Annotated in this window: 19 protein-coding genes, 1 tRNA gene and 1 pseudogene; 8 read left to right on the forward strand and 13 right to left on the reverse strand. The window is 69.9% G+C overall.

The genetic code is table 11. The annotated features are described in order from the left end of the window. Positions 1–243 precede the first annotated feature (243 nt). From IE325_RS00005 to IE325_RS00020, 4 genes are all read right to left on the reverse strand, one after another. Positions 244–2451, reverse strand: coding sequence for a sialidase family protein (locus IE325_RS00005; RefSeq protein WP_190067519.1), 2208 nt, complete (start codon positions 2449–2451; stop codon positions 244–246). Positions 2452–2605: 154 nt separating this feature from the next. Continuing rightward, positions 2606–3532: a carbohydrate ABC transporter permease gene (locus IE325_RS00010; protein ID WP_190067520.1), complete on the reverse strand. Its 927-nt coding sequence runs from the start codon at positions 3530–3532 to the stop codon at positions 2606–2608. Beyond that, positions 3529–4590 (reverse strand): ABC transporter permease, encoded by a 1062-nt coding sequence (locus IE325_RS00015; protein WP_190067521.1) that lies wholly within the window; start codon positions 4588–4590, stop codon positions 3529–3531. Before IE325_RS00015 ends, IE325_RS00010 begins: the two co-directional genes overlap by 4 nt. Then, complete coding sequence (locus tag IE325_RS00020; RefSeq protein ID WP_190067522.1) at positions 4590–6269, reverse strand: extracellular solute-binding protein; 1680 nt, start codon at positions 6267–6269, stop codon at positions 4590–4592. The genes IE325_RS00015 and IE325_RS00020 overlap by 1 nt, the downstream gene beginning before the upstream one ends. A 319-nt stretch (positions 6270–6588) precedes the next feature. On the opposite strand from IE325_RS00020, the gene IE325_RS46930 reads away from it, so the two are divergent. After that, on the forward strand, positions 6589–6804 hold the full coding sequence (locus IE325_RS46930; protein ID WP_350895738.1) for a hypothetical protein: 216 nt from the start codon (positions 6589–6591) through the stop codon (positions 6802–6804). Between the two features lie 9 nt (positions 6805–6813). On the opposite strand, the pseudogene IE325_RS00030 reads toward IE325_RS46930, so the two are convergent. The 3 genes and pseudogenes from IE325_RS00030 to IE325_RS00040 all read right to left on the reverse strand — a co-directional run. Then, positions 6814–7167: pseudogene (locus IE325_RS00030) on the reverse strand (transposase family protein); the annotation flags it as partial. A 43-nt stretch (positions 7168–7210) separates the two neighbouring features. After that, entirely contained in the window at positions 7211–7702 is a 492-nt protein-coding gene (locus IE325_RS00035) for a GNAT family N-acetyltransferase (protein WP_190067523.1), read from the reverse strand. Between the two features lie 228 nt (positions 7703–7930). Further along, a tRNA-Pro gene (locus IE325_RS00040) sits at positions 7931–8004 on the reverse strand. Positions 8005–8120: 116 nt separating this feature from the next. Between IE325_RS00040 and IE325_RS00045 the strand changes: the two genes are divergently transcribed. From IE325_RS00045 to IE325_RS00055, 3 genes are all read left to right on the forward strand, one after another. Further along, positions 8121–8639, forward strand: coding sequence for a DUF309 domain-containing protein (locus tag IE325_RS00045; RefSeq protein WP_190067524.1), 519 nt, complete (start codon positions 8121–8123; stop codon positions 8637–8639). 69 nt (positions 8640–8708) lie between these two features. Continuing rightward, a complete protein-coding gene (gene cobF, locus IE325_RS00050) occupies positions 8709–9482 on the forward strand; it encodes a precorrin-6A synthase (deacetylating) (protein WP_190067525.1) in 774 nt (257 codons plus the stop codon). Between the two features lie 86 nt (positions 9483–9568). Next, the gene (locus tag IE325_RS00055; RefSeq protein WP_190067526.1) at positions 9569–11650 is read left to right on the forward strand and encodes an MDR family MFS transporter; all 2082 of its coding nucleotides are present in this window, start codon (positions 9569–9571) and stop codon (positions 11648–11650) included. Here IE325_RS00055 and IE325_RS00060 read toward each other — a convergent pair. Then, entirely contained in the window at positions 11634–12398 is a 765-nt protein-coding gene (locus tag IE325_RS00060; protein ID WP_190067527.1) for a cobalt-precorrin-6A reductase, read from the reverse strand. The genes IE325_RS00055 and IE325_RS00060 overlap by 17 nt on opposite strands. 310 nt (positions 12399–12708) lie before the next feature. Here IE325_RS00060 and IE325_RS00065 point away from each other — a divergent pair, with 310 nt between their 5' ends. Continuing rightward, complete coding sequence (locus tag IE325_RS00065; protein WP_190068457.1) at positions 12709–14151, forward strand: alpha/beta hydrolase; 1443 nt, start codon at positions 12709–12711, stop codon at positions 14149–14151. 6 nt (positions 14152–14157) lie between these two features. On the opposite strand, the gene IE325_RS00070 is transcribed toward IE325_RS00065, so the two are convergent. Next, the gene (locus IE325_RS00070; protein WP_190067528.1) at positions 14158–14931 is read right to left on the reverse strand and encodes a sulfite exporter TauE/SafE family protein; all 774 of its coding nucleotides are present in this window, start codon (positions 14929–14931) and stop codon (positions 14158–14160) included. A 66-nt stretch (positions 14932–14997) separates the two neighbouring features. Next, positions 14998–16185, reverse strand: a complete 1188-nt coding sequence (locus IE325_RS00075) for a thiolase family protein (RefSeq protein ID WP_190067529.1) — start codon at positions 16183–16185, stop codon at positions 14998–15000. A gap of 142 nt (positions 16186–16327) precedes the next feature. Between IE325_RS00075 and IE325_RS00080 the strand changes: the two genes are divergently transcribed. The 3 genes from IE325_RS00080 to IE325_RS00090 all read left to right on the forward strand — a co-directional run bounded on the left by IE325_RS00080 (position 16328) and on the right by IE325_RS00090 (position 18124). Then, positions 16328–17137 carry an alpha/beta hydrolase gene (locus tag IE325_RS00080; RefSeq protein ID WP_190067530.1) on the forward strand — a complete coding sequence of 270 codons (810 nt, stop codon included), beginning with the start codon at positions 16328–16330 and terminating at the stop codon, positions 17135–17137. 120 nt (positions 17138–17257) lie between these two features. Beyond that, on the forward strand, positions 17258–17740 hold the full coding sequence (locus IE325_RS00085; protein ID WP_190067531.1) for a Dps family protein: 483 nt from the start codon (positions 17258–17260) through the stop codon (positions 17738–17740). 45 nt (positions 17741–17785) lie between these two features. Beyond that, entirely contained in the window at positions 17786–18124 is a 339-nt protein-coding gene (locus IE325_RS00090; protein ID WP_190067532.1) for a DUF3140 domain-containing protein, read from the forward strand. Positions 18125–18146: 22 nt separating this feature from the next. Here the strand turns inward: IE325_RS00090 and IE325_RS00095 are convergent, their stop codons facing one another. From IE325_RS00095 to IE325_RS00105, 3 genes are read right to left on the reverse strand one after another with little or no spacing between them, the layout of a single operon-like run. Next, positions 18147–18836: an SDR family oxidoreductase gene (locus tag IE325_RS00095; RefSeq protein ID WP_190067533.1), complete on the reverse strand. Its 690-nt coding sequence runs from the start codon at positions 18834–18836 to the stop codon at positions 18147–18149. After that, on the reverse strand, positions 18833–19708 hold the full coding sequence (locus IE325_RS00100; protein WP_190067534.1) for a cupin domain-containing protein: 876 nt from the start codon (positions 19706–19708) through the stop codon (positions 18833–18835). Before IE325_RS00100 ends, IE325_RS00095 begins: the two co-directional genes overlap by 4 nt. Next, positions 19705–21057: an amidohydrolase family protein gene (locus IE325_RS00105; protein WP_190067535.1), complete on the reverse strand. Its 1353-nt coding sequence runs from the start codon at positions 21055–21057 to the stop codon at positions 19705–19707. The genes IE325_RS00100 and IE325_RS00105 overlap by 4 nt, the downstream gene beginning before the upstream one ends. Positions 21058–21067: the final 10 nt, after the last annotated feature.

Consider the following 21067-nt stretch of genomic DNA (forward strand, 5'->3'; position numbering starts at 1 on the left):
AGGTTATGGAGTCGCCCAACGGCATGACCCGCAAGGGCGTGGTGGGGGCGGCGGAGGCAGGCGCCACACCTGCCGCCGTCACCCCGAGCGCGGCAGCGGCAAGCGTGATCAGGGGTAGGGCCCAAGACTTTCTCACGGAGTTTCCTCTCCTTTGCGAGTGACTGCTGAATCAACGGGGCTGATCGCCGCCCGGCCGTACCACCGGCTCGCTGACCATCCACGGCCCGCGCGCCTGGTCGGGCATCAGGCGGGCTCCCCGTACTGCACGCCGCGTCCGTTGGTGGAGACGTAGACCCGGCCGTACACGCGCGGGTCGCCGGTGATGGCGGCGCCGATCCAGCCCCACTGGTGCCGGTCGTCGTTGATCCGCACCCAGGTCCTCGCCTCGTCGTCGGAGCGGTGGACGGCGTTGAAGCTCTCGATGGCGCCGACCATGTAGATCGCCGGGTAGGAAGCGCCCTTGGCGGCCTTGCCGAAGCCCAGGGTGTGGGAGGCGTGGCAGCTGCTGACCTTGGCGAAGGTCGCGCCTCCGTCGGTGGAGCGGTACAGCCCGTTGCCCTTGAGGCTGAGCCACAGGTCGCCGGTGCGGCCCGGGGCAGCCGTCAGCTGGAACTCGCTGTCGCCCGTGCTCAGGCCGGTGGCCCGCGCGGTGAAGGTCTTGCCGCTGTCGGTGCTGGCGAACAGCGTGCCGGTCGTGGTGTCGTAGGCGTAGATGCGGGTCGCGTCGAGGGGGTCCGCGATCGGGGCGGCGCCCTTCGGGAAGGAGGCGACCTCGGACCAGGTGGCGCCGTTGTCGGCCGAGCGGTATCCGGGGTTCGCCGTGCCGAAGGACCACAGCAGCACGCTGCCGTCGGCGTTGGTGGCGATCGGCCCCGGCGCGTCCTTGGCGACGGCGGGCTGCGCCTCGAAGGGGGCCCAGGTCTTGCCGCCGTCGTTCGAGTAGGCGCCGTTGCCGTCGTTGCCCCAGCCCGCCCGGACCACGTACGACGGCTTGGCCGCGGCCAGCGACAGGCCGGTGCAGGTGCCGAACACCGGGTTCGACGCCATGCCGCGCGACGGCGACGCCGTGAGCCGCTCGTGGTACATCACACCGATGTCCCCGGACCCGCTGAGCAGGTGCGCCTCACCGGTCGGCGGCGAGACCAGCTGGCGGATGGACGCCTCCTCCAGGCCTCGGATCTGCGGGGCCCAGTGCTTGAGGTCGCGGGTGCCGTAGAGGGTCGCGCCGGTGCCGTAGACGATGTGCTTGGAGTCGTACGGGTCGAGGGCGAGGGCCTGGATCCACCAGCCGAACTTGGGCTTGTCCCCGCCCCACTTGAGGTAGGGGGTCTCGGAGACGTCGAGGACCGCGTTGTCCTTCAGGGACGTCCAGGTGCGGCCGCCGTTGGTGGAGCGGAAGACGGTGTCGATCTCGGCCCACCGGTTGTTCGTGGATACGACGAGCGTACCGGGGCAGCGGGCGTCGACGGCGACACCGCCGTAGCCGAAGGTGTCGGGCTGGCCGTCCGTCGCCGTTCCGCCCGGCTTCACCGGGGTGACATCGGTCCACTTGCCGTTGACGGTACGCAGTTTGTGGACGCTGCCGTCCGACTGGCCGTTGGGGCCGGGCGCGTTGCCGTACGTCACGTACAACTCGCGCGTGTGGCGGTCGTACGCGGCACGGATCGGCACCTTGGCGGCGGTGCCGGTCGGCCGGCCCGGGACGGGCTCCCAGGTCGTACCGTCGGCGGTGCGGTAGAGGTTGGGCCGTTCGGCGGTGCCGTCCGAGTCGCCCCAGCCGGCGTAGACGCTGCGGCCTGCGGCGACCAGGAAAGTGATGCCCTGGCCGGTGGCCACGGGGTCGGCCGGGAAATCCGCGGTCCGCCAAGTGGCGCCCCGGTCGGTCGACTTGAGCAGCCCGTCGTGCCGGGTGCCGAGCCACAGGGTGTCACTGTCGCGCGGATCGACGAGCAGCCGCTCACCGCAGCCACGCCCGTCCTCATTGCCGCCGAGCTTCACGGTGAGGTCGGTGCGCTTCCAGGTGGCACCGCGGTCCTCGGAGCGCAGCACGGCACCGTTGCCGGCCCAGGACTGCGTGTACGCGCCGAGGGCCAGGTAGAGCCGGTTCGGGTGGGCGGGGTCGACGGCGATGGCCTCGACGCCGAGCAGGTTCCAGTCGTCCCAGCCGAGGTGGTCGGTCAGCGGGATCCAGCGGTCGGTCCGGTCGTCCCAGCGGTAGGCGCCGCCGATGTCCGTGCGGGCGTAGGCGAGTCCGCGGCAGGAGGGGTGGAAGAGGACGCCGGTGACGAATCCGGTGCCGCCCTGGACGGCGTTGCGCCAGCGGTACGCCTGGCCGGCGGCAGTCGGCCCGGCGGCGTACGCGCGACCGGCGAGGGACGGAAGGGTGGTGAGGGCGGCGGCGGCCGCCGTCCCCGCAAGGACGGTTCTTCTGCTGGGCTGGGATGTGCGCATGACATACCTCGTTCTGGAAGCGGGGGTGCGAATACCTGCCTCGGGGCGGGACTGCTTCGATATGCGGCTCCGCCGCGTGGGCGCGACCAGCCACAACGAAGCGGCAGGCAGCAGACAACCGGTGGTCCTACGGCGAGACCTTCCTTCGAGGGCGTCAGCCCTTCACCGCGCCGGTCAACATGCCCTTCTTGAAGTGCCGCTGGACGAACGGCGAGGCCACCGCGACGGGGATCAGCGCAAGAACCATGACGGCCATCTGCAGTCCCAGCGCGGACAGCTGTCCGGTGCGGACCGCCTGCTGGAGGCCGGTGGGGGCCTCGGTGTTCTTCTGGACCAGCTGGATGAGCACGTTCTGCAGCGGCATCATCTGCTGGTCGGTGAGATAGATGGACGCGTTGAACCAGGCACTCCAGTACCCGACCGCGTAGAACAGGGAGATGACGGCCAGCACGGCCCGCGACAGCGGCATGATGATGGTCAGCAGAATCCGCAGGTCACTGGCCCCGTCGATGCGGGCGGACTCGGGGAGTTCCGGCGAGATCCCCATGAAGAACGCCCGCAGGACAAGGATGTTGAAGACACTGACCGCACTCGGCAGGATCAGCGACAGGTAGGTGTCGGTGAGGCCCAGCGACTGCACCAGAAGGTACGTCGGGATGAGCCCGGCGCCGAAGAACATCGTCGCCATCATGGTCATCAGGAAGAACCGGTGGCCCAGACTGCCCGGCCGGGACAGGCCGTAGGCCGCGAGCACCGACACCGCCATCGAGAACAGCGTGCCGACGAGCGTGACGCCGACCGAGACCATGATCGCCCGGCTGACCTGGCCGCCGCTGAGCAGCTCCGTGTAGTTGACGAAGGTGATGCCCTGAGGGATCACGACGAGACCGCCGACCTGGTCGATCACCGGCTTCGGGGAGAGGCTGGTGACGATCACGATCCACAGCGGACCGAGCACGCCCAGGCAGCAGAGCATGACGAAGCCGGTCTTGGCGGTGAGTCCGGCCTTGCTCGGCGGCTCCTCCCACACCGGACGGGCGGGAGCCTTCAGGCTGCGGATGAGCTGCGTGTTGAGGCTCACTTCTGGTACACCCCCTGCTCGCCGAGCAGGTGCGCGACCTTGTTCGCACCCAGGACGAGACACACTCCGATGACTCCCTTGACGAGGCCGACCGCGGCGGCGTAGCTGAAGTCGCCGTTCTGGATACCCATGTTCCACACGTAGGTGTCGAGGACCTCGCTGGCTCCCGCGCCCACCGCGTACCGCTGGAGCAGGAACTGCTCGAACCCGACGCTCAGCGCGTCACCCACCCTGAGGACCAGCAACAGCGCGATCACCGGGCGCAGCGCGGGCAGCGTGACGTGCCACATGCGGCGCCAGCGTCCGGCGCCGTCCATGGCGGCGGCCTCGTACAGATCGGTGCTGACGGCGGACAGGGCCGCGAGGAAGACGATGATCCCCCAGCCGGCGTCCTTCCACACGGCCTGCCCGATGACCAGAAACTTGAAGAGGTCCGCATCGGTCATCAGGTCGAAGCCGCTCCACCCGTGCTTCTCCAGGGTCTGCGCGATGATGCCCGCGCCACCGAGGATCTGCTGGAACACGGTGACCACGAGGACCCAGGAGAAGAAGTGCGGCAGATACATGATCGCCTGCGCCACGGCTCGCACCCGGGGCCGGATCACGCTGTTGATGACCAGCGCGAGGGCGATGGGGACCGGGAAGAAGAACACCAGTTGGAGCACGAACAGAACGATGGTGTTCTTCGTGGCGCTCCAGAACAGCGGGTCGTCGAGCATCCGCGAGAACTGCTCCACGCCCACCCAGGGGCTGTGGAAGATCGCCGTGGTGCCGTTGCCGGCGACGTACGGGTCGTACTCCTGGAAGGCGACGACGTTGCCGAGCAGCGGAACGTAGTTGAAGAGCAGGAGCAGGACGATGACGGGCAGAGTCATCAGGATGAGCGCGCGGTCGCGGCGCAGCCGGATCCGGAAGGGAACCTTGCCCGCCTTGCCCGCCCTGCTCGTCCTGCGTGGCACCCGATCCTTCGCCGCCGCTGCGGAGACCGCGGCCATCGGCTCCTCGACAGCCGCGGGGGGACGAGTCCCGTCCGGCCTGCTCCTGGCCGTGAGGGACATCAGTTGCCACTGCCGTTCTTGTCGAGGAGTTCCTTGTACCAGTCGCGCAGCTTGTCGCCACCGGAGGACTTCCAGGTGGAGATGGCCTCCTGCACATCGGACAGCTTCTTGTGACCCCGCACATAGTCGAGCTCCAACTGCTCGAACTGACTCCGCAGGTTGGCATAGCGGCTGGGCTCGACGATGTTCATGCCGTAGGTGGACGTCTTCTTCATGAAGACACCCATCCGCTGCTGCCACTCGACCTGCCTGCGGGCGATGTCGGGCAAGTCGGGATGGGCGAAGTAGGCAGCCGGGGCAGCCAGCATCGGCCAGGCGTTGATCACCTCGGAGTTGCCTCGGTCGTTCTTGACCGGGACGCCGTCCTTGACGGTGTAGTGGGTGCCCTCGACGCCGTAGTCGACGAGCATCCGCTCCTTGGTGCCGTAGGGCGCGGCCGCGAAGTTGGCGGCGGCCAGCGCGTTCTCGATCGTCTCGTTCGAGGCGCCCTTGCGGATCAGCGACCAGATGGTGGCGGGCTGAGAGGCCCACAGCGTCGGGTCGCCGCCGTCGGCGCCGAAGTAGTCCATGGCGTCGATCTCGAAGTCCGGTTTGGACTGGGCCTGTTCGGCGGTCTTGCCGTACCAGGCGGACATGTCGCTGTTGAAGACCAGGATCTGTCCGGAGGTGAACCGCTGGCTCGGGTCGCCGGAGCGCGCCTTGTCGTCGGGATGGACCACGCCGGCGTCGAACAGCTTACGGACCCACTCCAGGGCCTCGAGGAACGCGGGCTCCTCGATGCGGTAGGTCAGCTTGCCGTCGTCCCCGATGTTCCAGCCGAGCGTCCCGGCGGGGCGGACGCCGAAGACGCCGGCCGAACTCCAGCTCATGTCGGCGCAGGCGTACACCTTGGCCTTGGCGCTGGTGACGTCCTTGGCCCAACTGAGGAACTCCTCGGGAGACTTGGGGACGGACCACCCCTTCTCGTCGAAGATGTCCTTGCGGTAGTACGGCACGATGAAGCCCGCGGGGGCGGCAGGCATCGGAAGGCCGCGCAGCGCGCCGCCGAAGATGGACATGCGCCAGGCGTCGGAGGGGATCGCGGCCAGGTTCGGGTACTTCTTGACCTTGTCGCCCGCCAGGTAGGGGCCGAGGTCCATGAACTTCGCGGTGACCGCGTTCGGGATCTTGCCGCCCAGCTCCCAGCTCGGCACGACCACCATGTCGGGTATGGAACTGGAGGCGAGGACGGCGCCGAGCTTCTCGCCGTAGGTGGTGCCGTCCTGGTTCTGCCAGGTGATCTTGGTGCCCGCCGCGGCGTCGAGCGCCGTGTAGTAGGCGTTTCCGGGCTTCGGCGGGGTGCCCCAGAACGGGGACATGATCCGGAAGGGAGCGCCGGTGCCGAGCTTGTCCGGGACCGAGGTGGCGAGGGCGGCGAGATCGTCCTTGCCGGTGTAGCCCGCCGCCGAACCGTTCTTCGACGGCAGATCCGGCTGGGCGACCGTGCTGGCGACGTACGTCGGGAGCAGCTTGTCGGCGGCCTTGCCCGAGGTGGCGCCCTCGCGCGACTCACTGTCCGACCCGCCGCACGCGGCGAGCAGCGGCATCCCACCGGCCACGGCCGCGGTGGCGACCGCTGTGGAGGCGAGGAAGCTTCTCCGGCTGGGTCCTGACGAGATGGAGACGGCGTTCGGCGTCATTGCGTCAACCCTTCATGGCGCACCTGGACACCCGGCGGGTGCCGTCGACTGTGGTGTCGTGACTGGAACCGGCTGAGCTGAGAGCGGACATCCCATTACTGTGACGTAATGTGCAGTCGAAGCGCTTCGATGTGGCAGTGAGATTAAGTGAACCCTGAGGGGCGCACAAGGGTCGCTTCAAAGATTCCTACAAGGCACTGGAGAAGGCCCACCATGTGCCCTGCTTACTGAACCCTCTTGATCTTTTGACACTCTTCCAGTGCCCTGCCAGGCATCGAAGCGCTTCGAAAGACTCTCCGCTCCATCCCAAAGGAATCCCATGTGCCTGCCAGCACGCCGCGAAATGATGGGATCCCTGCATCAGTTCACGCCCTCCGTCGAGCGCCTGGGCATCGCGGCGTTCCGCACCGGCCAGGAGGCCCTGCACTGCATCGCCTGGATGGGCCGGGCCACCGTTTGCGATGCGCGCCCGGTGTTCCCCACCTTGGTCAGGTTGTCGGCCGCCGGCAGTGCGAACGCCTTCAACCGCAGGTAGCCGCCGCGTTCGGTCAACGACCAAAGATCCGCACGCGGGTGGGAGTACCACCCCACTGGCCTTGCCGAACCGCCTGCGCGGCCGGAGCGCGAGCTTCGGACTGCGGTGGTCGATGATCCGGTCGGCGGCGGACTTGGGGGCGCCGAACAGCGGGGCGAGCTGACGCAACGTCAAGTTCGTGCGCCGGTACGCCGTGCCCAGCAGGATGCGGTCCTCCAGCGGCAGGCTCCACGGCCGCCCGCGCCGGGACTCGTCCCCGATCTCACGGCGCACCATGGTCACTAACTTGCCGGAACAGCGCGGGCTCAACTCGGTGAACGGGGCTGTCCAGGACGGCTCCGACGCCGTGATCACACCAGCCACACCGAGATCATTTCAGTGACCGCGAGCTGACCTGTCAGACTCGCTACCCGAGGGCCTTGGCGTACCAGTGATCCGCCCTGCCATGGCCTTCGTACGGCGTTGTCTCCTCGTATCCGTACCGCGCGTACAAAGCCCGTGCCTCAGTGAGTTGGGTGTTGGTCTCGCACACGATCCGGGCAGCGCCCAGCCTCCTGGCAGACTCCTCGACGGCGAGCAGCAGACCCCGGCCCAATCCCGCACCCCGCCCAGCGGGGCGCACGTACATCCGCTTGAGCTCCGCAGTCTTCGGGGTGCAGCCCAGCAGCCTCAGCCCCGCGCAGCCCAGCAACTCACCCCTGTCGTTGCGTGCGACGAGAAACTCGCCGTCGGGCGGGCTGAGGTCATGGTGCGGGTCCTTGGCAAGCACCGTGCGAAGCTCTGCCTCCGTCGCCGAGCGTCCCAGCACCCGCCGCCCCATCTCCGTGAAGTACTGCCGCATCACCTCGTCCACAGCCGCACCAGTGACGGGCTCGGGCTTGATGGTCCAGCTAGACATGCAGGCCATGGTCTCGGACCCACCGCAAGCCGTCCACCGTTATGTCGCCAGGCACAAGAACCACGGGCCACAACCAGAGATCGATACGGGACAGCCTTTAGCGGTGCGTTCCCCATGGCGTTGCGTGTTGGTGAGAAATTGTGAGACGAGGGCCTCAGAAACGATCAAGGGCCTCGCTCCACCGAAGTGAAACAAGGCCCTGACCTGCGATGACAGTCCATCGAACTGTCGGGACGACAGGATTTGAACCTGCGACCCCTTGACCCCCAGTCAAGTGCGCTACCAAGCTGCGCCACGTCCCGGTGCGTGTCCCGCGGAGAACCGCGTGATCGCGCGAACAGCACTTTACCTCACGTGGACGACCGCACCGAAGCGGGCGGCGTCCGGTGCGGGGACGGGGCGATGGACAATCGGGGGTATGGGCAGCACATCGTCAGGAGAGCAGGCGGCGGCGCGGGACCGGGACACCGAGGGGCGGGCGCGCAACGCACGGCCCCGGGACGGGCTCGGGCGGCCGCTGCCGTACGGCGCGGACGGTGTCGAGCGGCAACCCGAGGGTGTCGTCCGCACCCCGGAGCAGACCGTCGCGGAGGCACAGGAGCTGCTGGACGCGGGGAAGCCGTTCCATGCGCACGAGGTCTTCGAGGACGCGTGGAAGTCGGGGCCGGAGGAGGAGCGGGCCCTGTGGCGGGGGCTCGCCCAGCTCGCCGTGGGGCTCACGCACTCGGCGCGGGGGAATGTGACCGGCGGCGTGAGGTTGCTGCGGCGCGGCGCCGGGGCCATGGAGGAATGGGCGGCCGGGGGTGGGGGACCGCGGCCGTACGGGATGGACATCGCGGGGCTGGTGTCGTGGGCTCGGGAGCGGGCGGGGATTGTGGAGGACGGGGGCGGGGCGACCGTGGACGCGCGGGAGCGGGCGCCGAGGCTACGGGCGTAGGGGCCCTGTCAACGGCCCCTTCCCGGACGCGGTGGTCGCGTTGTCAGTGGCGTGGGGCAGACTCTGGGCGTGCGAAAGATTCATGTCATCGGGATCGGGGCGGGCGACCCCGAGCAGCTGACGCTTCAGGCGGTCAGGGCGCTGCGGAGTACGGACGTGTTCTTCATCCTCGACAAGGGCGAGGTGAAGGCGGACCTCACGGGGCTGCGCCGGGACATGCTGGACGCGCACATACCCGAGGGGACGTACCGGGTGGTGGCGGCCCGGGATCCCGACCGGGACCGGTCGGCCGGGGGGAGCGCCTACTCCCCCGCCGTCGGGGACTGGCGCAGTGCCCGCGCCGGGATCTATGAGCGACTGATCGCCGAGGAGCTGGGCGAGGACGAGACCGGCGCGTTCCTTGTGTGGGGTGATCCCGCGCTGTACGACAGCACGCTCGGGATCCTGGAAGAGGTGCTGGACAACGGCGCCGTGGAGTTCGAGTACGACGTCGTGCCCGGCATCAGCAGTGTCTCGGCGCTCGTCGCCCGGCACCGGACGGGGCTCAACCGGGTGGCGCGGCCGGTGCAGATCACCACGGGACGGCGGCTGGCCGAGGGGTTCCCGGAGGGCGTGGACGACGTGGTCGTGATGCTCGACGCCCACCAGACCTTCCGGGAGTACGCCGACCAGGACATCGAGATCTTCTGGGGCGCCTACATCGGCACTCCGGACGAGATCCTCGCCTCGGGTCCGATCGCCGAGGCCGCGCCCCGCATCGAGCGGCTGCGCGCCGAGGCGCGGGAGCGCAAGGGCTGGATCATGGACACATATCTGCTGCGCCGGAATCCGAAGGAGCGGTAGAAACACCGTCTGGAAGCGGGCCTGCGGCACACCCGAGCGGACCGTTCCCGCATGCGCCGCCGGTCGGCCGCTGTGATCGTGGCCCCGTGACGCTCGCCGAGGAATCCGCCCCGACTGCAGCCTCCCAGCCGCCCGTCCTCGACCGGCGCCGTCGGAACATCGTCTTCGTGACGATCATGCTGGGGATGCTGCTCGCGGCCCTCGACCAGACGATCGTGGGCACCGCGCTGCCGACGATCGTGTCGGATCTGGGCGGGGCCGAGCACATGTCCTGGGTGGTCACGTCGTATCTGCTCGCCGAGACGGTGTCGACGGCCCTGGTCGGCAAGTTCGGTGATCTCTTCGGCCGCAAGATCGTCTTCCAGGTCTCGGCGATCGTGTTCATCACGGGCTCGTTCCTGTGCGGTCTGGCCTCCAACATGACGCTGCTGATCGTGTGGCGGGCGATGCAGGGCGTCGGGGCCGGCGGGCTGATGGTGACGGCGATGGCGCTGATCGCGGACGTCATCCCGCTGCGGGAGCGCGGCAAGTACCAGGGTGCGATCGGCGCGGTGTTCGGTGTGGCGACGGTGATCGGGCCGCTGCTCGGCGGGCTGTTCACCGACCATCTGACCTGGCGCTGGGCGTTCTACGTCAATGTGCCGATCGCGATCCTCGTCGTCTTCGCGGCGGCCCGGACCATCCCGGTCGTGAAGTCGGCGGCCCGGCCCCTCATCGACTATCTGGGCATCGGGCTCGTCGCGGTCGGCGCCAGCGCGCTGATCCTGGCGACGAGCTGGGGCGGCAACGAGTACGCGTGGGGCTCCGGCACCATCATCGCGCTGTTCGTCGGCGGTGCCCTCGCGCTCGGGCTGTTCTGCTGGGCGGAGACACGGGCGGCCGAACCGATGCTGCCCATGCGGCTGTTCGCCAACCCGGTCTTCTCGGTCTGCTCCGTCCTCAGCTTCATCGTCGGCTTCGCGATGCTGGGCGCGATGACCTATCTGCCGACCTATCTGCAGTACGTCGACGGCGATTCCGCCACGGTCTCCGGCGTGCGGACGCTGCCGATGGTGGCCGGTCTGCTCATCGCCTCGGTCTTCAGCGGCAACGTGGTCAGCAAGACGGGGAAGTACCGGGTCTTCCCGATCGTCGGCTCCCTGGTGATGGCCGTCGGACTGTTCCTGATGTCCCTCATGGGGCCGTCGAGCGGCGCCTGGCTGGAATCGCTGTACATGTTCGTGCTCGGCACCGGCATCGGGCTGTGCATGCAGGTCCTGACGATCGCCGTGCAGAACACCGTCGACTACACCGACCTCGGTACGGCGACCTCCGGTGTCACCTTCTTCCGTACGCTGGGCAGCTCGTTCGGGACGGCCGTCTTCGGCACGATCTACACCAATACGCTCACGCCGAACCTCGCCGACGGGGTCGCGGCGGCGGCCAGGGCGGGCAGCGGGCTCGATCCGGCCGCCATCGAGCGGGCCGCGACCAGCCCCGAGGGCCTGAACCGGCTGCCGCCGGAGGTCGCAGCGCCCATCGTCGAGGCGTACGCCGACACGCTCCAGACCGTGTTCCTGTGGACGGTGCCGGTCGCGGCCCTCGGCTTCGTGGTCGCGCTGTTCCTCAAGCAGGTGCCGCTGCGCGACAGTGCGCGCCTGGGGTCCACCGACCTGGGCGACGGGTTCGCGTCACCGCACGACGCCAACGCCCAGCGGGTGCTGGAGGCGTCCGTAGGGAAGATCATCAGCGGTGCGGGTGCCGATACCGCCCGCCGTATCTTCACCGCCTCCGACACCCGCCTCGACGTGGCCGGCGCCTGGGCGGTGATGCAGGTCGAGATCCTGACGATCCTGGTCGGCCACGCGAGCCTCGGCCTGATCGCGGCCCGTCGCCATGTGCCGCCCGAGGTACTGCTCCCCGTGTTCGACCGGATGGTCGCCGAGGGCTATCTCACCCGCGATGGTTCCCTCCTCTCCCACACCGAGGCGGGGGCCCGCGAGGCCCGGATCATCGGCACGGCCTGGGCCTCCTGGCTGGAGGAACGCGTCCACGCCGATATCGGCCGCCCACCGGGCACCGACCTGCGCGGCGCCGTCCATACGATCGCCAAGCGCCTGCTGGTCGAGGACCTCGACGAAGGGTTGACCGGCCGGGTGAAGGAGCCCGCGCTCAGCGAGGCGCGCTGACACCCGTACCGAGACCGAGCCGCCCCAACACCCCCGCCACATCCGGCGCCGCGTCCACGCCCTCCGGGAGCGGTGGACGGCGTACGAGCACGACCGGCAGGGCCAGTTGACGGGCGGCCGTGAGTTTGGCGGAGGTCGCGTCCGCGCCGCTGTCCTTGGTGACCAGGACGTCGATCGCGTGCGTACGCATCAGGTCCAGCTCGTCGTCGGGGGTGAACGGGCCGCGCGCCAGGAGCACTTCGGTGTGCGGGGGCATGGGTGGCTCGGGGGTTTCGACGGAGCGTACGACGAAATGCAGGTCCGTCAGGTGGGCGAAGGCCGCGAGGCCCAGGCGGCCGGTGGTCAGGAGGACACGGTGGCCGAGCCTCGGCAGCAGGGCCGCGGCCTCCTCCAGCGAGGCGGCCTCGTGCCAGCGGTCGCCGGGGCCGGGGCGCCAGCCGGGGCGGCGCAGGACCACCGTCGGGACGCCGGTCGCCCGCGCGGCGCGCACCGCGTTCGCCGTGATCGATTCCGCGAAGGGGTGCGTGGCATCGACCAGGAAGTCGACATGCTCGGCGCGCAGCCAGTCGGCCAGTCCCTCCACACCGCCGAAGCCCCCGATGCGTACGTCCCCTTCGACCGCGCCCGGCCGTGACACGCGCCCCGCGAGCGAGGTGGTGACGCGGAGGCCGGGGTGCGCGGTCAGCGCGGCGGCGAGTTCACGGGCCTCGGTGGTGCCGCCGAGGATCAGTATGTGGCGGGGGGACATGTGGCGAGCGTACGAGGTGGGGTCGGGATGAGTGGTGTGCGCCCCCACACACACGCATGCCGTTACGGCCGTACCCCCACACACGCCGACCGTGCCCGCACGGGCACATGTGGTGCCCGCATACATCGCTACCCGTGCCCGTGAGGGCTCCCTCCCGTGCCCGTTCCTGTTCGACCCGGCGAACACTATGAACACAACGACCGGACCGTGGTCCCTCGCCCCGCCCGCTCCCTAGCATCGCCGCGCACGGCTCGACGACGCGCCGACGAGGACGAGGAGCAGCGTCTTGGACTGGACGAGAACCAACGCAGTGATCCGCAGGTCTGTCCCCACGCCCGCACAGCGCCGCACCACACTGGCCGCCCTGCTCGCCGGAGCCCTGGCCGTGGGCATCCTCGTCGGCGCCTCCAACGCCCGGGGAGAGACGGCGGGTCCGGCCCCCGCCGACTGTCCCGCCGACCTCGTCGGCAAGGCCGACTGCTACACCGGCCGGGACGCGAACGGCGCCTACTACGCGCTCGCCGTACCGAACGACTGGAACGGCTCCCTGGTCGTGCACGCCCACGGCGGCCCCGATCTCGGCGCGGATTCCGACCCGGCCCGCAGCCTCGACGACATGGGCCGCTGGTCGGTGATGGTGAAGGAGGGCTACGCCTGGGCGGGTTCGTCGTACCGCCGGGGCGGCTACGGGACGCGGATGGCCGCCGCCGACACCGAGAGCGTGCGCCGGCTGTTCGTCGAGGAGTTCGGCAAGCCGCGGCGGACGTATGTGCACGGCCAGTCGTGGGGCGGGAACGTCGCCGCGAAGGTCGTGGAGACCTACGGCCGCGAGACCAGGGTGTACGACGGGGCGCTGCTCACCAACGGCGTCCTGGGCGGGGGCTCGCGCGGGTACGACTACCGCGTCGACCTGCGTGTCGTCTACCAGTACTACTGCGGCAACCACCCGCGTCCGACCGAGCCGCAGTACCCGCTGTGGCAGGGCCTGCGGGCGGGCTCGACCATGACGTCCGCGGGGCTGCGCGCCCGGCTCCAGGAGTGCACCGGGTACGCGTCGCAGCCGGCCGAGCGGACCGCCCTGCAGCAGCGCAACCTCGACGACATCCTGGCGGTCACGCACATCCCCGAGCGGACGCTGGAGTCGCATCTGCGGTTCGCGACGTTCACGTTCCGGGACATCGTGCACGAGCGGCTCGGGGACCGGAATCCCTTCGGCAACGAGGGCGTGCGCTACTCCGGGTCGCACGACGACGCGGCGCTCAACGCCGGTGTCGAGCGGTTCGCCCCCGACCCCACGGCCGTACGGGATCTGTCGTACGACAGTGATCTCACCGGCAAGGTGTCGATCCCGGTGCTGACGCTGCACGCCATCGACGACCCGACCGCGTTCATGGAGCACGAGGCGGCCTACCGGGCCACGCTCAAGGGGGCCGGGCGGGACGGGCACCTGGTGCAGACGTTCACTCGGGAGCACGAGCACAGTGAGCTGAGCGACGCCGAGTACGCCACGTCGATCGCGGCCCTGGACACATGGGTGCGCAAGGGGAAGAAGCCCACCGCGTCGTCGGTCGCGGCGTCCTGCGGCGGCTTCGACGAGACGTACGGCACGGGCTGCTTCTACGACCCGGGCTTCCGTCCGGGTCCGTACGCCTCGCGTGTCGAGCCGCGGCCGGGCGGGCTGGACTGGCCGGCCATGACGGCCGAGCAGGAGCGGGCCTGGAGCAGGATCGACGGTGTGGGCATAGCTCCCTGAGCGGGGTCAGCGCAGCAGCAGCTGGAGGCCGCCCACGACCGTCGCCGCGATCACCAGCTGCTCGAAGAGCCGCTGGTTGATCCGGTCCACGGCCCATTTGCCGAGCGCTGCTCCGGGCACGACGAAGATCACGAGTGCCGCGTCCAGCAGGAGGGAGCGGCCGTCGATCAGGCCGAGCCCGGCGCTGAAGGGCACCTTGGAGACGTTGACGATGAGGAAGAAGAAGGCGGAGGTGCCGAGGAAGCCGAGCTTTCGGAAGCCGGCCGACAGCAGGTACATCGACATCACCGGGCCGCCCGCGTTGGCGACCATGGTGGTGAAGCCGCCGAGGACGCCGTAGGAGCGGGCCTTGACCCGGCCGGACCTGGTGGTGACCGAGTCCGGCTCGTCCTCCTTGTCCGCGATGCGGCGCCGCCAGACCGTCACGGCCGCCATCATCAGCAGGATCGCGCCGATCGACGTACGGACGATCTGGTCGTCGGCCCAGACCAGGAACAGGGTGCCGAAGACCACTCCGGCGGCGACCGCGGGGAACAGCCGCCACAGGGTGGGCCAGTGGGCGTGCCGTCGATAGGTGAGGACGGCGAGCACGTCGCCGGCGATCAGGACCGGCAGCAGGACGCCGGTGGAGGCGCGGGCGGGCAGGACGGCGGCGAAGATCGCCAGGCTGACCGTGTTGGCCCCGCTCACGGCGGTCTTCGAGAAGCCGACGAGCAGGGCCGCGAAGGCGAGCGCGGCGAACTCCCAGCCTGTTATGTGCCAAAGAGTCATCGTGTCCATGCGGAGACCGATGCTATGTGCAGACAACAGGTACCGGTAAGGACCGTCTCGCCAGTTGGGAGATTGCTAGTGCCGTTCCACCAGCACCGCACTTCCCTGCCCCACACCTACACACATCGTCGCCAGTCCCCGCTCCGCGCCGGTCCGGCGCATGCGGTGCAGCAGTGTCGTGAGGATCCGTGCGCCGGAGCAGCCCAGCGGATGGCCGAGCGCGATGGCGCCGCCGCTGGGGTTGACCAGCTCGGGGTCGATGCCGAGTTCGTCCACGCAGGCGAGTGCCTGGGCCGCGAACGCCTCGTTGAACTCGGCCTCCTGGATGTCGCCGATCGTCCAGTCGGCGCGGGCCAGGGCCTTGCGGGTGGCGGGGACCGGGCCGATGCCCATCACGTCGGGGTGGACACCGGCGGAGGCGCCGGCGACATAGTGGCCGAGGGATTCCAGGCCCAGTTCGTTCAGGGCCTCCTCGCTGACCAGCAGGAGCCCTGCGGCGCCGTCGTTCATCGGCGAGGCGTTGCCCGCGGTGACGGTGCCGCCGGCCCGGAAGACCGGCTTCAGCCGGGACAGCTTCTCGTACGAGGTGTCCTCGCGGATGCATTCGTCGCTGTCGACGAGCACCCCGTCCGGGCGCGTCACCGGCAGGAGCTCGTCGTCGAAGTGGCCGTTCTTGCGGGCCTCGGCGGCCCGTTGGTGGCTGCGCAGCGCGAACTCGTCCTGCCGTTCGCGGGCGACGCCGTGGCGCTCGGCGACCTCCTCGGCCGTCTCGCCCATGGCCAGCAGGCCGTGGAGGTCCTTCATCGCCGGGTTGACCAGGCGCCAGCCGAGCCGGGTGTCGTAGGTGTCCATGCGGTGCGGCAGGGCCTCGTCGGGGCGGGGCAGGACGAAGGGGGCGCGGCTCATGGACTCGGAGCCGCCGGCGAGCAGGATGTCGGCCTCGCCGGCCGCGATGGTGCGGGCGGCCGTGGTCACTGCCTCCAGGCCGGAGGCGCACAGGCGGTTGACCGTGGCGCCCGGCACGGACTCCGGGAGGCCGGCGAGCAGCGCGGCCATGCGGGCGACGTTGCGGTTGTCCTCGCCTGCCTGGTTGGCGGCGCCCCAGTAGACGTCGTCGATACGGGCAGGATCGAGTGCGGGGACGTCGGCGACGAGGCCCCGGATCACGGCTGCGGCGAGGTCGTCGGGCCGTACCGAGGACAGTGCTCCGCGCAGCTTGCCGATGGGGGTGCGGCGGGCGGCCGCGAAGTGGACGGGACGCACGACAGGACTCCTGACCGGGCCGTATGGAACGGCATCCAATTAATTAGCACCGCTAGTTTTGGACTATAGACCGACTCGGCGCACCCTGGAAAGATCCCCAGCGGACCCGCACCGACACACCCGCCCCGCAGCCGGAGGAGCCATGACCGAGACCCGCGAGCACATCCTCGACGGCAGCCGGGGGTCGATCGCCGTCCGTGAATGGCCGCACCCCAGGCCCCGCTACATCGCGCTCGTCGCCCACGGCTACGGCGAGCACATCGGCCGGTACGCGGAGGTGGCCGAGGTGCTGGTCGGGCATGGCGCGGCCGTGTTCGGGCCGGATCACCTCGGTCATGGGCGGTCGGCGGGCGAGCGCGTGGTGATCGATGACATGGAGGATGTGGTCGCCGATCTGCACGCCGTCGCCGGCCTGGCCCGAACCACGCATCCGGAGGTGCCGGTCGTGCTGGTCGGGCACTCGATGGGCGGACTCCTCGCAGCGCGGTACGCACAGCTGTACGGCGACGAGCTCGCCGCCCTGGTGCTGTCCGGGCCCGTGATCGGCGACTGGCAGCTGCCCGCGCGGCTGCTCGCCCTCGACACGATCCCCGACACCCCCATCAGTCCGGCCGCCCTCTCCCGGGATCCCGAGGTGCGGACGGCGTACGCCGGGGATCCGCTGGTCTGGCACGGGTCGATGAAACGGCCGACGCTCCAGGCGTACGCAAGGATGCTGGACACCGTGTCCAAGGGCGGTGACATCGGACGGCTGCCGCTGCTGTGGCTGCACGGTGACGACGACCGGCTGGTCCCGCTCGCCGGGAGCCGCGTCGGGATCGAGGAGCTGCGTGGGAGCGATTTCACCGAGCGCGTCTACGCGGGGGCGCGGCACGAGGTGTTCCACGAGACGAACAAGGCGGTCGTCCTCGCGGATCTGATCCACTTCCTGGACGACGTGTTCGCACACTGAGACAGGTCGCGTTTGCACCGCTTCGCCCCTGGGCACCCGCGCCCGCATGGAGCGGTTGCCCAGGCCGCACCGCTCCTCATCGGCCATGACCAAGCCAGAAGCCAGAAGGAGGAGCTCGCCATGACCGTGGTCAAGAGCACGCTTCCGGAACCGGCTCGCCGGGTCGCCGGGGACGCCCTGCAGAGCACGCTCGTCGATCTTCTCGGACTCTCACTGATCGGGAAGCAGGCGCACTGGAACATCGTGGGTCCGCGGTTCCGGTCGATCCATCTCCAGCTCGACGAGGTGGTCTCGGCGGCCCGCTCGTTCGCCGACACGGTCGCCGAGCGCTCCGCCGCGCTCGGAGTGCCGCCCGACGGCCGGCCTGAGACCATCGCCGCGGCCTACACACTGCCCGGTCCGAAGGAGGGCTGGGTGCGCGACGGCGAGGTCGTCCAGTTGATCGCGGACACCCTGGAGACGGCCATCGGGCGACTGCGCGAACGGATCACCGCCACCGCCGAGCCCGACCCGGTGACGCAGGACCTGCTGATCGCCATCACGAGTGAGCTGGAGAAGCAGCGCTGGATGTTCGACGCCGAGAACTGGCCGCGCGGCGAGTGACCCGGCCGTACCGCAAGAGCCGTACCCGCGGAGAAAGGGCACACCGTGACCGACGCCCTCGAACTCGACGCGCTGTGGGAGGACTTCCACCGCGTGGTGAACATGACCTCGCAGGAGCTGGCCACCTGGCTGCGGGTCAGCGACGCGGACGAGGAGACCGAGCCGCTGCCCGACCAGGCCGGCCCGCCGATCGGCCAGCATGTCCTCGCGATCCTCCAGAAGCGGCGCACGGACCTCACGGACGACGACATCCGAGTCATGTACGACGTCGTGGACACCGTCACGGCCGAGGCCGACCTGGAGAACGAGCCGGAGGCCGAGGCCGAACAGACGCGCCGTCGCCATCAGTTGATGACGATCGGCCACGATCCGCTCAGGCCGTGAGGGACGGCCCCGGCCGCCTTCCTCAGCCCAGCAACCACCCACCGTCCACGGCGAGTTCGACCCCGTTGACCGACCGGTTGCGCAGCAGGAACTCCACCGCGTCCACGACGTCGGCCATGGTGGCGAGCCGTCCGCCGGGCGTCCTGGCGCGCAGCCCGGCCAGTACCTCCTCGGGTTTACCCGCCCAGTACGGGCTGTCCCCGACGACCCCGGGATGCACGGCGTTGACCCGCACGGGCGCCAGCTCCACGACGAGGGTGTTCACCACTCCGTGCACGCCCGCGTTGACGGTCGCCACGGTCGTCGCCCCCGGGTAGGGGCGTTCCTTGGCCTGGCCGCCGAACAGCACGATCGCGCTGTCGGCGTGCAGCCGTGGGCCGAGGGCGTGCACGACCTCGGTGTAGCCGACCAGCTTGAGCGTGACGAGACGCAGCGCGGCCTCGATGTCGTAGTCGGCGACCCGGTTCTCGTCCCGTGAGATGCCGGCGATCACCAGATGGTCCACGGGTCCGACGTCGGCCAGCGCGGCGGCGATCTCCCGTGGCCGGGAGAGATCGAGGGCCAGGCCCCGGGCGCCGAACTCCTTCGCCACCGTGTCGGAGCGATGCGCGTCCCGGCCGGTCAGCACCACCTCGTCGCCCCGTCCCGCGCGCATTCGGGCGAACTCACGGCCGATCCCGGATGTCCCGCCGACGACGACCACACTGCTCATGAGTCCAGGGCCTCCCTCAGATAGTCCCAGTCCCGGGTGAAGCGGTAGGAGTGCCGCGGCGGTGGCTGCGGTGCCTGGGTCTCCAGCCAACGCACCGGCCCGTCCCCCGCGTTGGAGAACCCGTGCACACATCCGGCACCGGCCCAGGCGACGTCGCCGGGCCCTAGCCGGTACCGCTCGCCGTCGAAGGTGGCGTCGACCAGGCCCTCGACGATCAGATACGTCTCCTCGAAGGGGTGGTCGTGCGTGCCCGCGACGCCGTCCGGCGCGTACTGCACCATGAACATGGTCGAGGCGACCGCGCCGAGATCGCTGTCCACCATCATCTTCACGGTGATCCCGCTGTAGACGAGCAGCGCGGTCCGCATGCTCGCCGACACCGCGAGCAGGTCCTGCGCCTGCTTGCCGACATCCATCTGCGCGGGCTCGAAGTGCCCGAAGGACCGGGTGCGCGGATCGCGGACGTCGATACGGACGGGGTCCTGCTCGGGGAGCGGGGGCACGGCCTGGGTGTCGTACCCGTAGCGGGCCCGCGGCACCGGCGCGAGCATGTCGGCCCAGCGCCCGCCTGTGCCGCCGGCACCGCGCCAGGCGTGCGGGACGCCGGTCGGCAGCAGGCCGTAGTCGCCCTCTTCGAGGAGGTACGAGCCGTCCGGCACATCGAGGATCACGGCCCCGTCGAGGATGTGGAAGCTCTCCTCGTACGAATGCACATGCGCGTCGACCCATCCGTCGGGCCGTATCTCGCACAGGCCGAAGCCGGTGTGCGCACTGCCGTCCGCCTCCCCCACCAACTCCCGCCGCCGGTGGCCGAGTTCGTCGTACGGCGGCTGCGGGACTTCGGCGGCGAGCCGCACCAGGTGTCGGGTCATGCGGAGCCCTTCGCCTCCTTCGCGGCCAGCAGCCGGTCGCGGGACTCCTGGACCAGTCGCCGGGCGCGGTCGACATCGGCGACGAGACGGCCGTCGCGCTTGTGGATCACGCCGTCGACGATGACGGTCTCGACGTTGGAGACATCCGCCGAGAGGGTCACGGCCGCGGCGGCGTCGTGCACGGGCGCGACATTGAGCGCGGTGGCGTCGATGGCGACGACGTCGGCGCGCTTGCCGGGGGTCAGGGAGCCGGTGCGGTCCTCCAGGCCGGCGACATGGGCGCCGTTGCGGGTGGCCGTCTCCAACATCTGACGTGCCGTCAGCATGGTGTCGGGCACCGGCATGTTGGCCTTCCAGCAGTCGGCGTTGACCCGGGCGCGCTCGGCGGCGAAGGCCGCGCGGATCTGGGTGAACATGTCGCCGGGCACGGTGGTGACGACGTCGATGCTGAGCGAGGGCCGCAGGCCGTACTCGATCGCCTTCATCACGGGCGGCCAGCCGTGCCCCATCTGCAGCTCCACCTGGGGCGCGATCGACACGGTGCCGCCGCTGTCGGCGACCATCCGCCACTCGTCCTCGTGGAAGTAGCAGCAGTGGACGTAGGTCGTGTCGGGGCCGAGGAGCCCCAGGTCGTTGAGCTGCCTGACCATGCCGAAGCGGCCCGCGAGGCGGCCCATCGCCACATGCACGGTGATCGGGATGTCCAGCTCACGGGCGAGGGCCCATTCGGCGGTGACGACGTCGTTGACACAGAAGCCGGGGCCTCGGGTGGCCAGGCCCATGGTCAGCAGGCCGTCGTCGGAGGAGAAGTAGGTGCCGCGGATCCGCCGTACGTCGTCGCCCGGAATGACGATCTTGCTCTCGAACCAGTAGTCGGCGAGGGAGGTGTTGGCGCTGCCATAGGCGTACTGGGCGCGGATGCCGCTCTCCTTGAGGCCCCGGATCGCGGCGTCCGGATGCTCGGGCGTGTTGTTGATGTGGGACCAGTCGACGAGCGTGGTGATGCCGGCGTTCAGGCACTCCAGGGCGCCCGCGAGGTTGGCCGCGTACACGTCCTCGGGGGTGTACAGCGGGGCGAAGGTGTCGAGGATGTCGACGAAGTAGTCGTCCAGGGTGGCATCGGGGGCGACATTGCGGATGGACGCCTCCCAGGTGTGGCGGTGAGTGTCGACGAAGCCGGGGATCACGATCCGGCCGGTCATGTCGAGCACTTCCGCGTCGGCGCTGATCTCGGGCCGCACCGCCGCGATCCTCCCGTCCTCGATGAGGACGTCCCCCTGGGGCAGCTCCCCGATGTCGGGGTCCATCGACAGTACGTGGCCCGCTCGCAGGAGTATCCGTTCGGTCATCGCCCTTCCT

It is taken from the genome of Streptomyces lanatus, from assembly GCF_014655715.1.
In the GTDB taxonomy this organism is placed as follows: domain Bacteria; phylum Actinomycetota; class Actinomycetes; order Streptomycetales; family Streptomycetaceae; genus Streptomyces; species Streptomyces lanatus.

Bases quoted from the DNA above. Each gene is read 5' to 3' on its own strand.
- IE325_RS00015 (WP_190067521.1), bottom strand. From the start codon at position 4,590: ATGTCCCTCACGGCCAGGAGCAGGCCGGACGGGACTCGTCCCCCCGCG.
- IE325_RS00005 (WP_190067519.1), bottom strand. From the start codon at position 2,451: ATGCGCACATCCCAGCCCAGCAGAAGAACCGTCCTTGCGGGGACGGCG.
- IE325_RS00070 (WP_190067528.1), bottom strand. From the start codon at position 14,931: ATGGACACGATGACTCTTTGGCACATAACAGGCTGGGAGTTCGCCGCG.
- IE325_RS00020 (WP_190067522.1), bottom strand. From the start codon at position 6,269: ATGACGCCGAACGCCGTCTCCATCTCGTCAGGACCCAGCCGGAGAAGC.
- IE325_RS00035 (WP_190067523.1), bottom strand. From the start codon at position 7,702: ATGTCTAGCTGGACCATCAAGCCCGAGCCCGTCACTGGTGCGGCTGTG.
- IE325_RS00095 (WP_190067533.1), bottom strand. From the start codon at position 18,836: ATGAGCAGTGTGGTCGTCGTCGGCGGGACATCCGGGATCGGCCGTGAG.
- IE325_RS00060 (WP_190067527.1), bottom strand. From the start codon at position 12,398: ATGTCCCCCCGCCACATACTGATCCTCGGCGGCACCACCGAGGCCCGT.
- IE325_RS00100 (WP_190067534.1), bottom strand. From the start codon at position 19,708: ATGACCCGACACCTGGTGCGGCTCGCCGCCGAAGTCCCGCAGCCGCCG.
- IE325_RS46930 (WP_350895738.1), top strand. From the start codon at position 6,589: ATGTGCCTGCCAGCACGCCGCGAAATGATGGGATCCCTGCATCAGTTC.
- IE325_RS00105 (WP_190067535.1), bottom strand. From the start codon at position 21,057: ATGACCGAACGGATACTCCTGCGAGCGGGCCACGTACTGTCGATGGAC.
- IE325_RS00080 (WP_190067530.1), top strand. From the start codon at position 16,328: ATGACCGAGACCCGCGAGCACATCCTCGACGGCAGCCGGGGGTCGATC.
- IE325_RS00045 (WP_190067524.1), top strand. From the start codon at position 8,121: ATGGGCAGCACATCGTCAGGAGAGCAGGCGGCGGCGCGGGACCGGGAC.
- IE325_RS00085 (WP_190067531.1), top strand. From the start codon at position 17,258: ATGACCGTGGTCAAGAGCACGCTTCCGGAACCGGCTCGCCGGGTCGCC.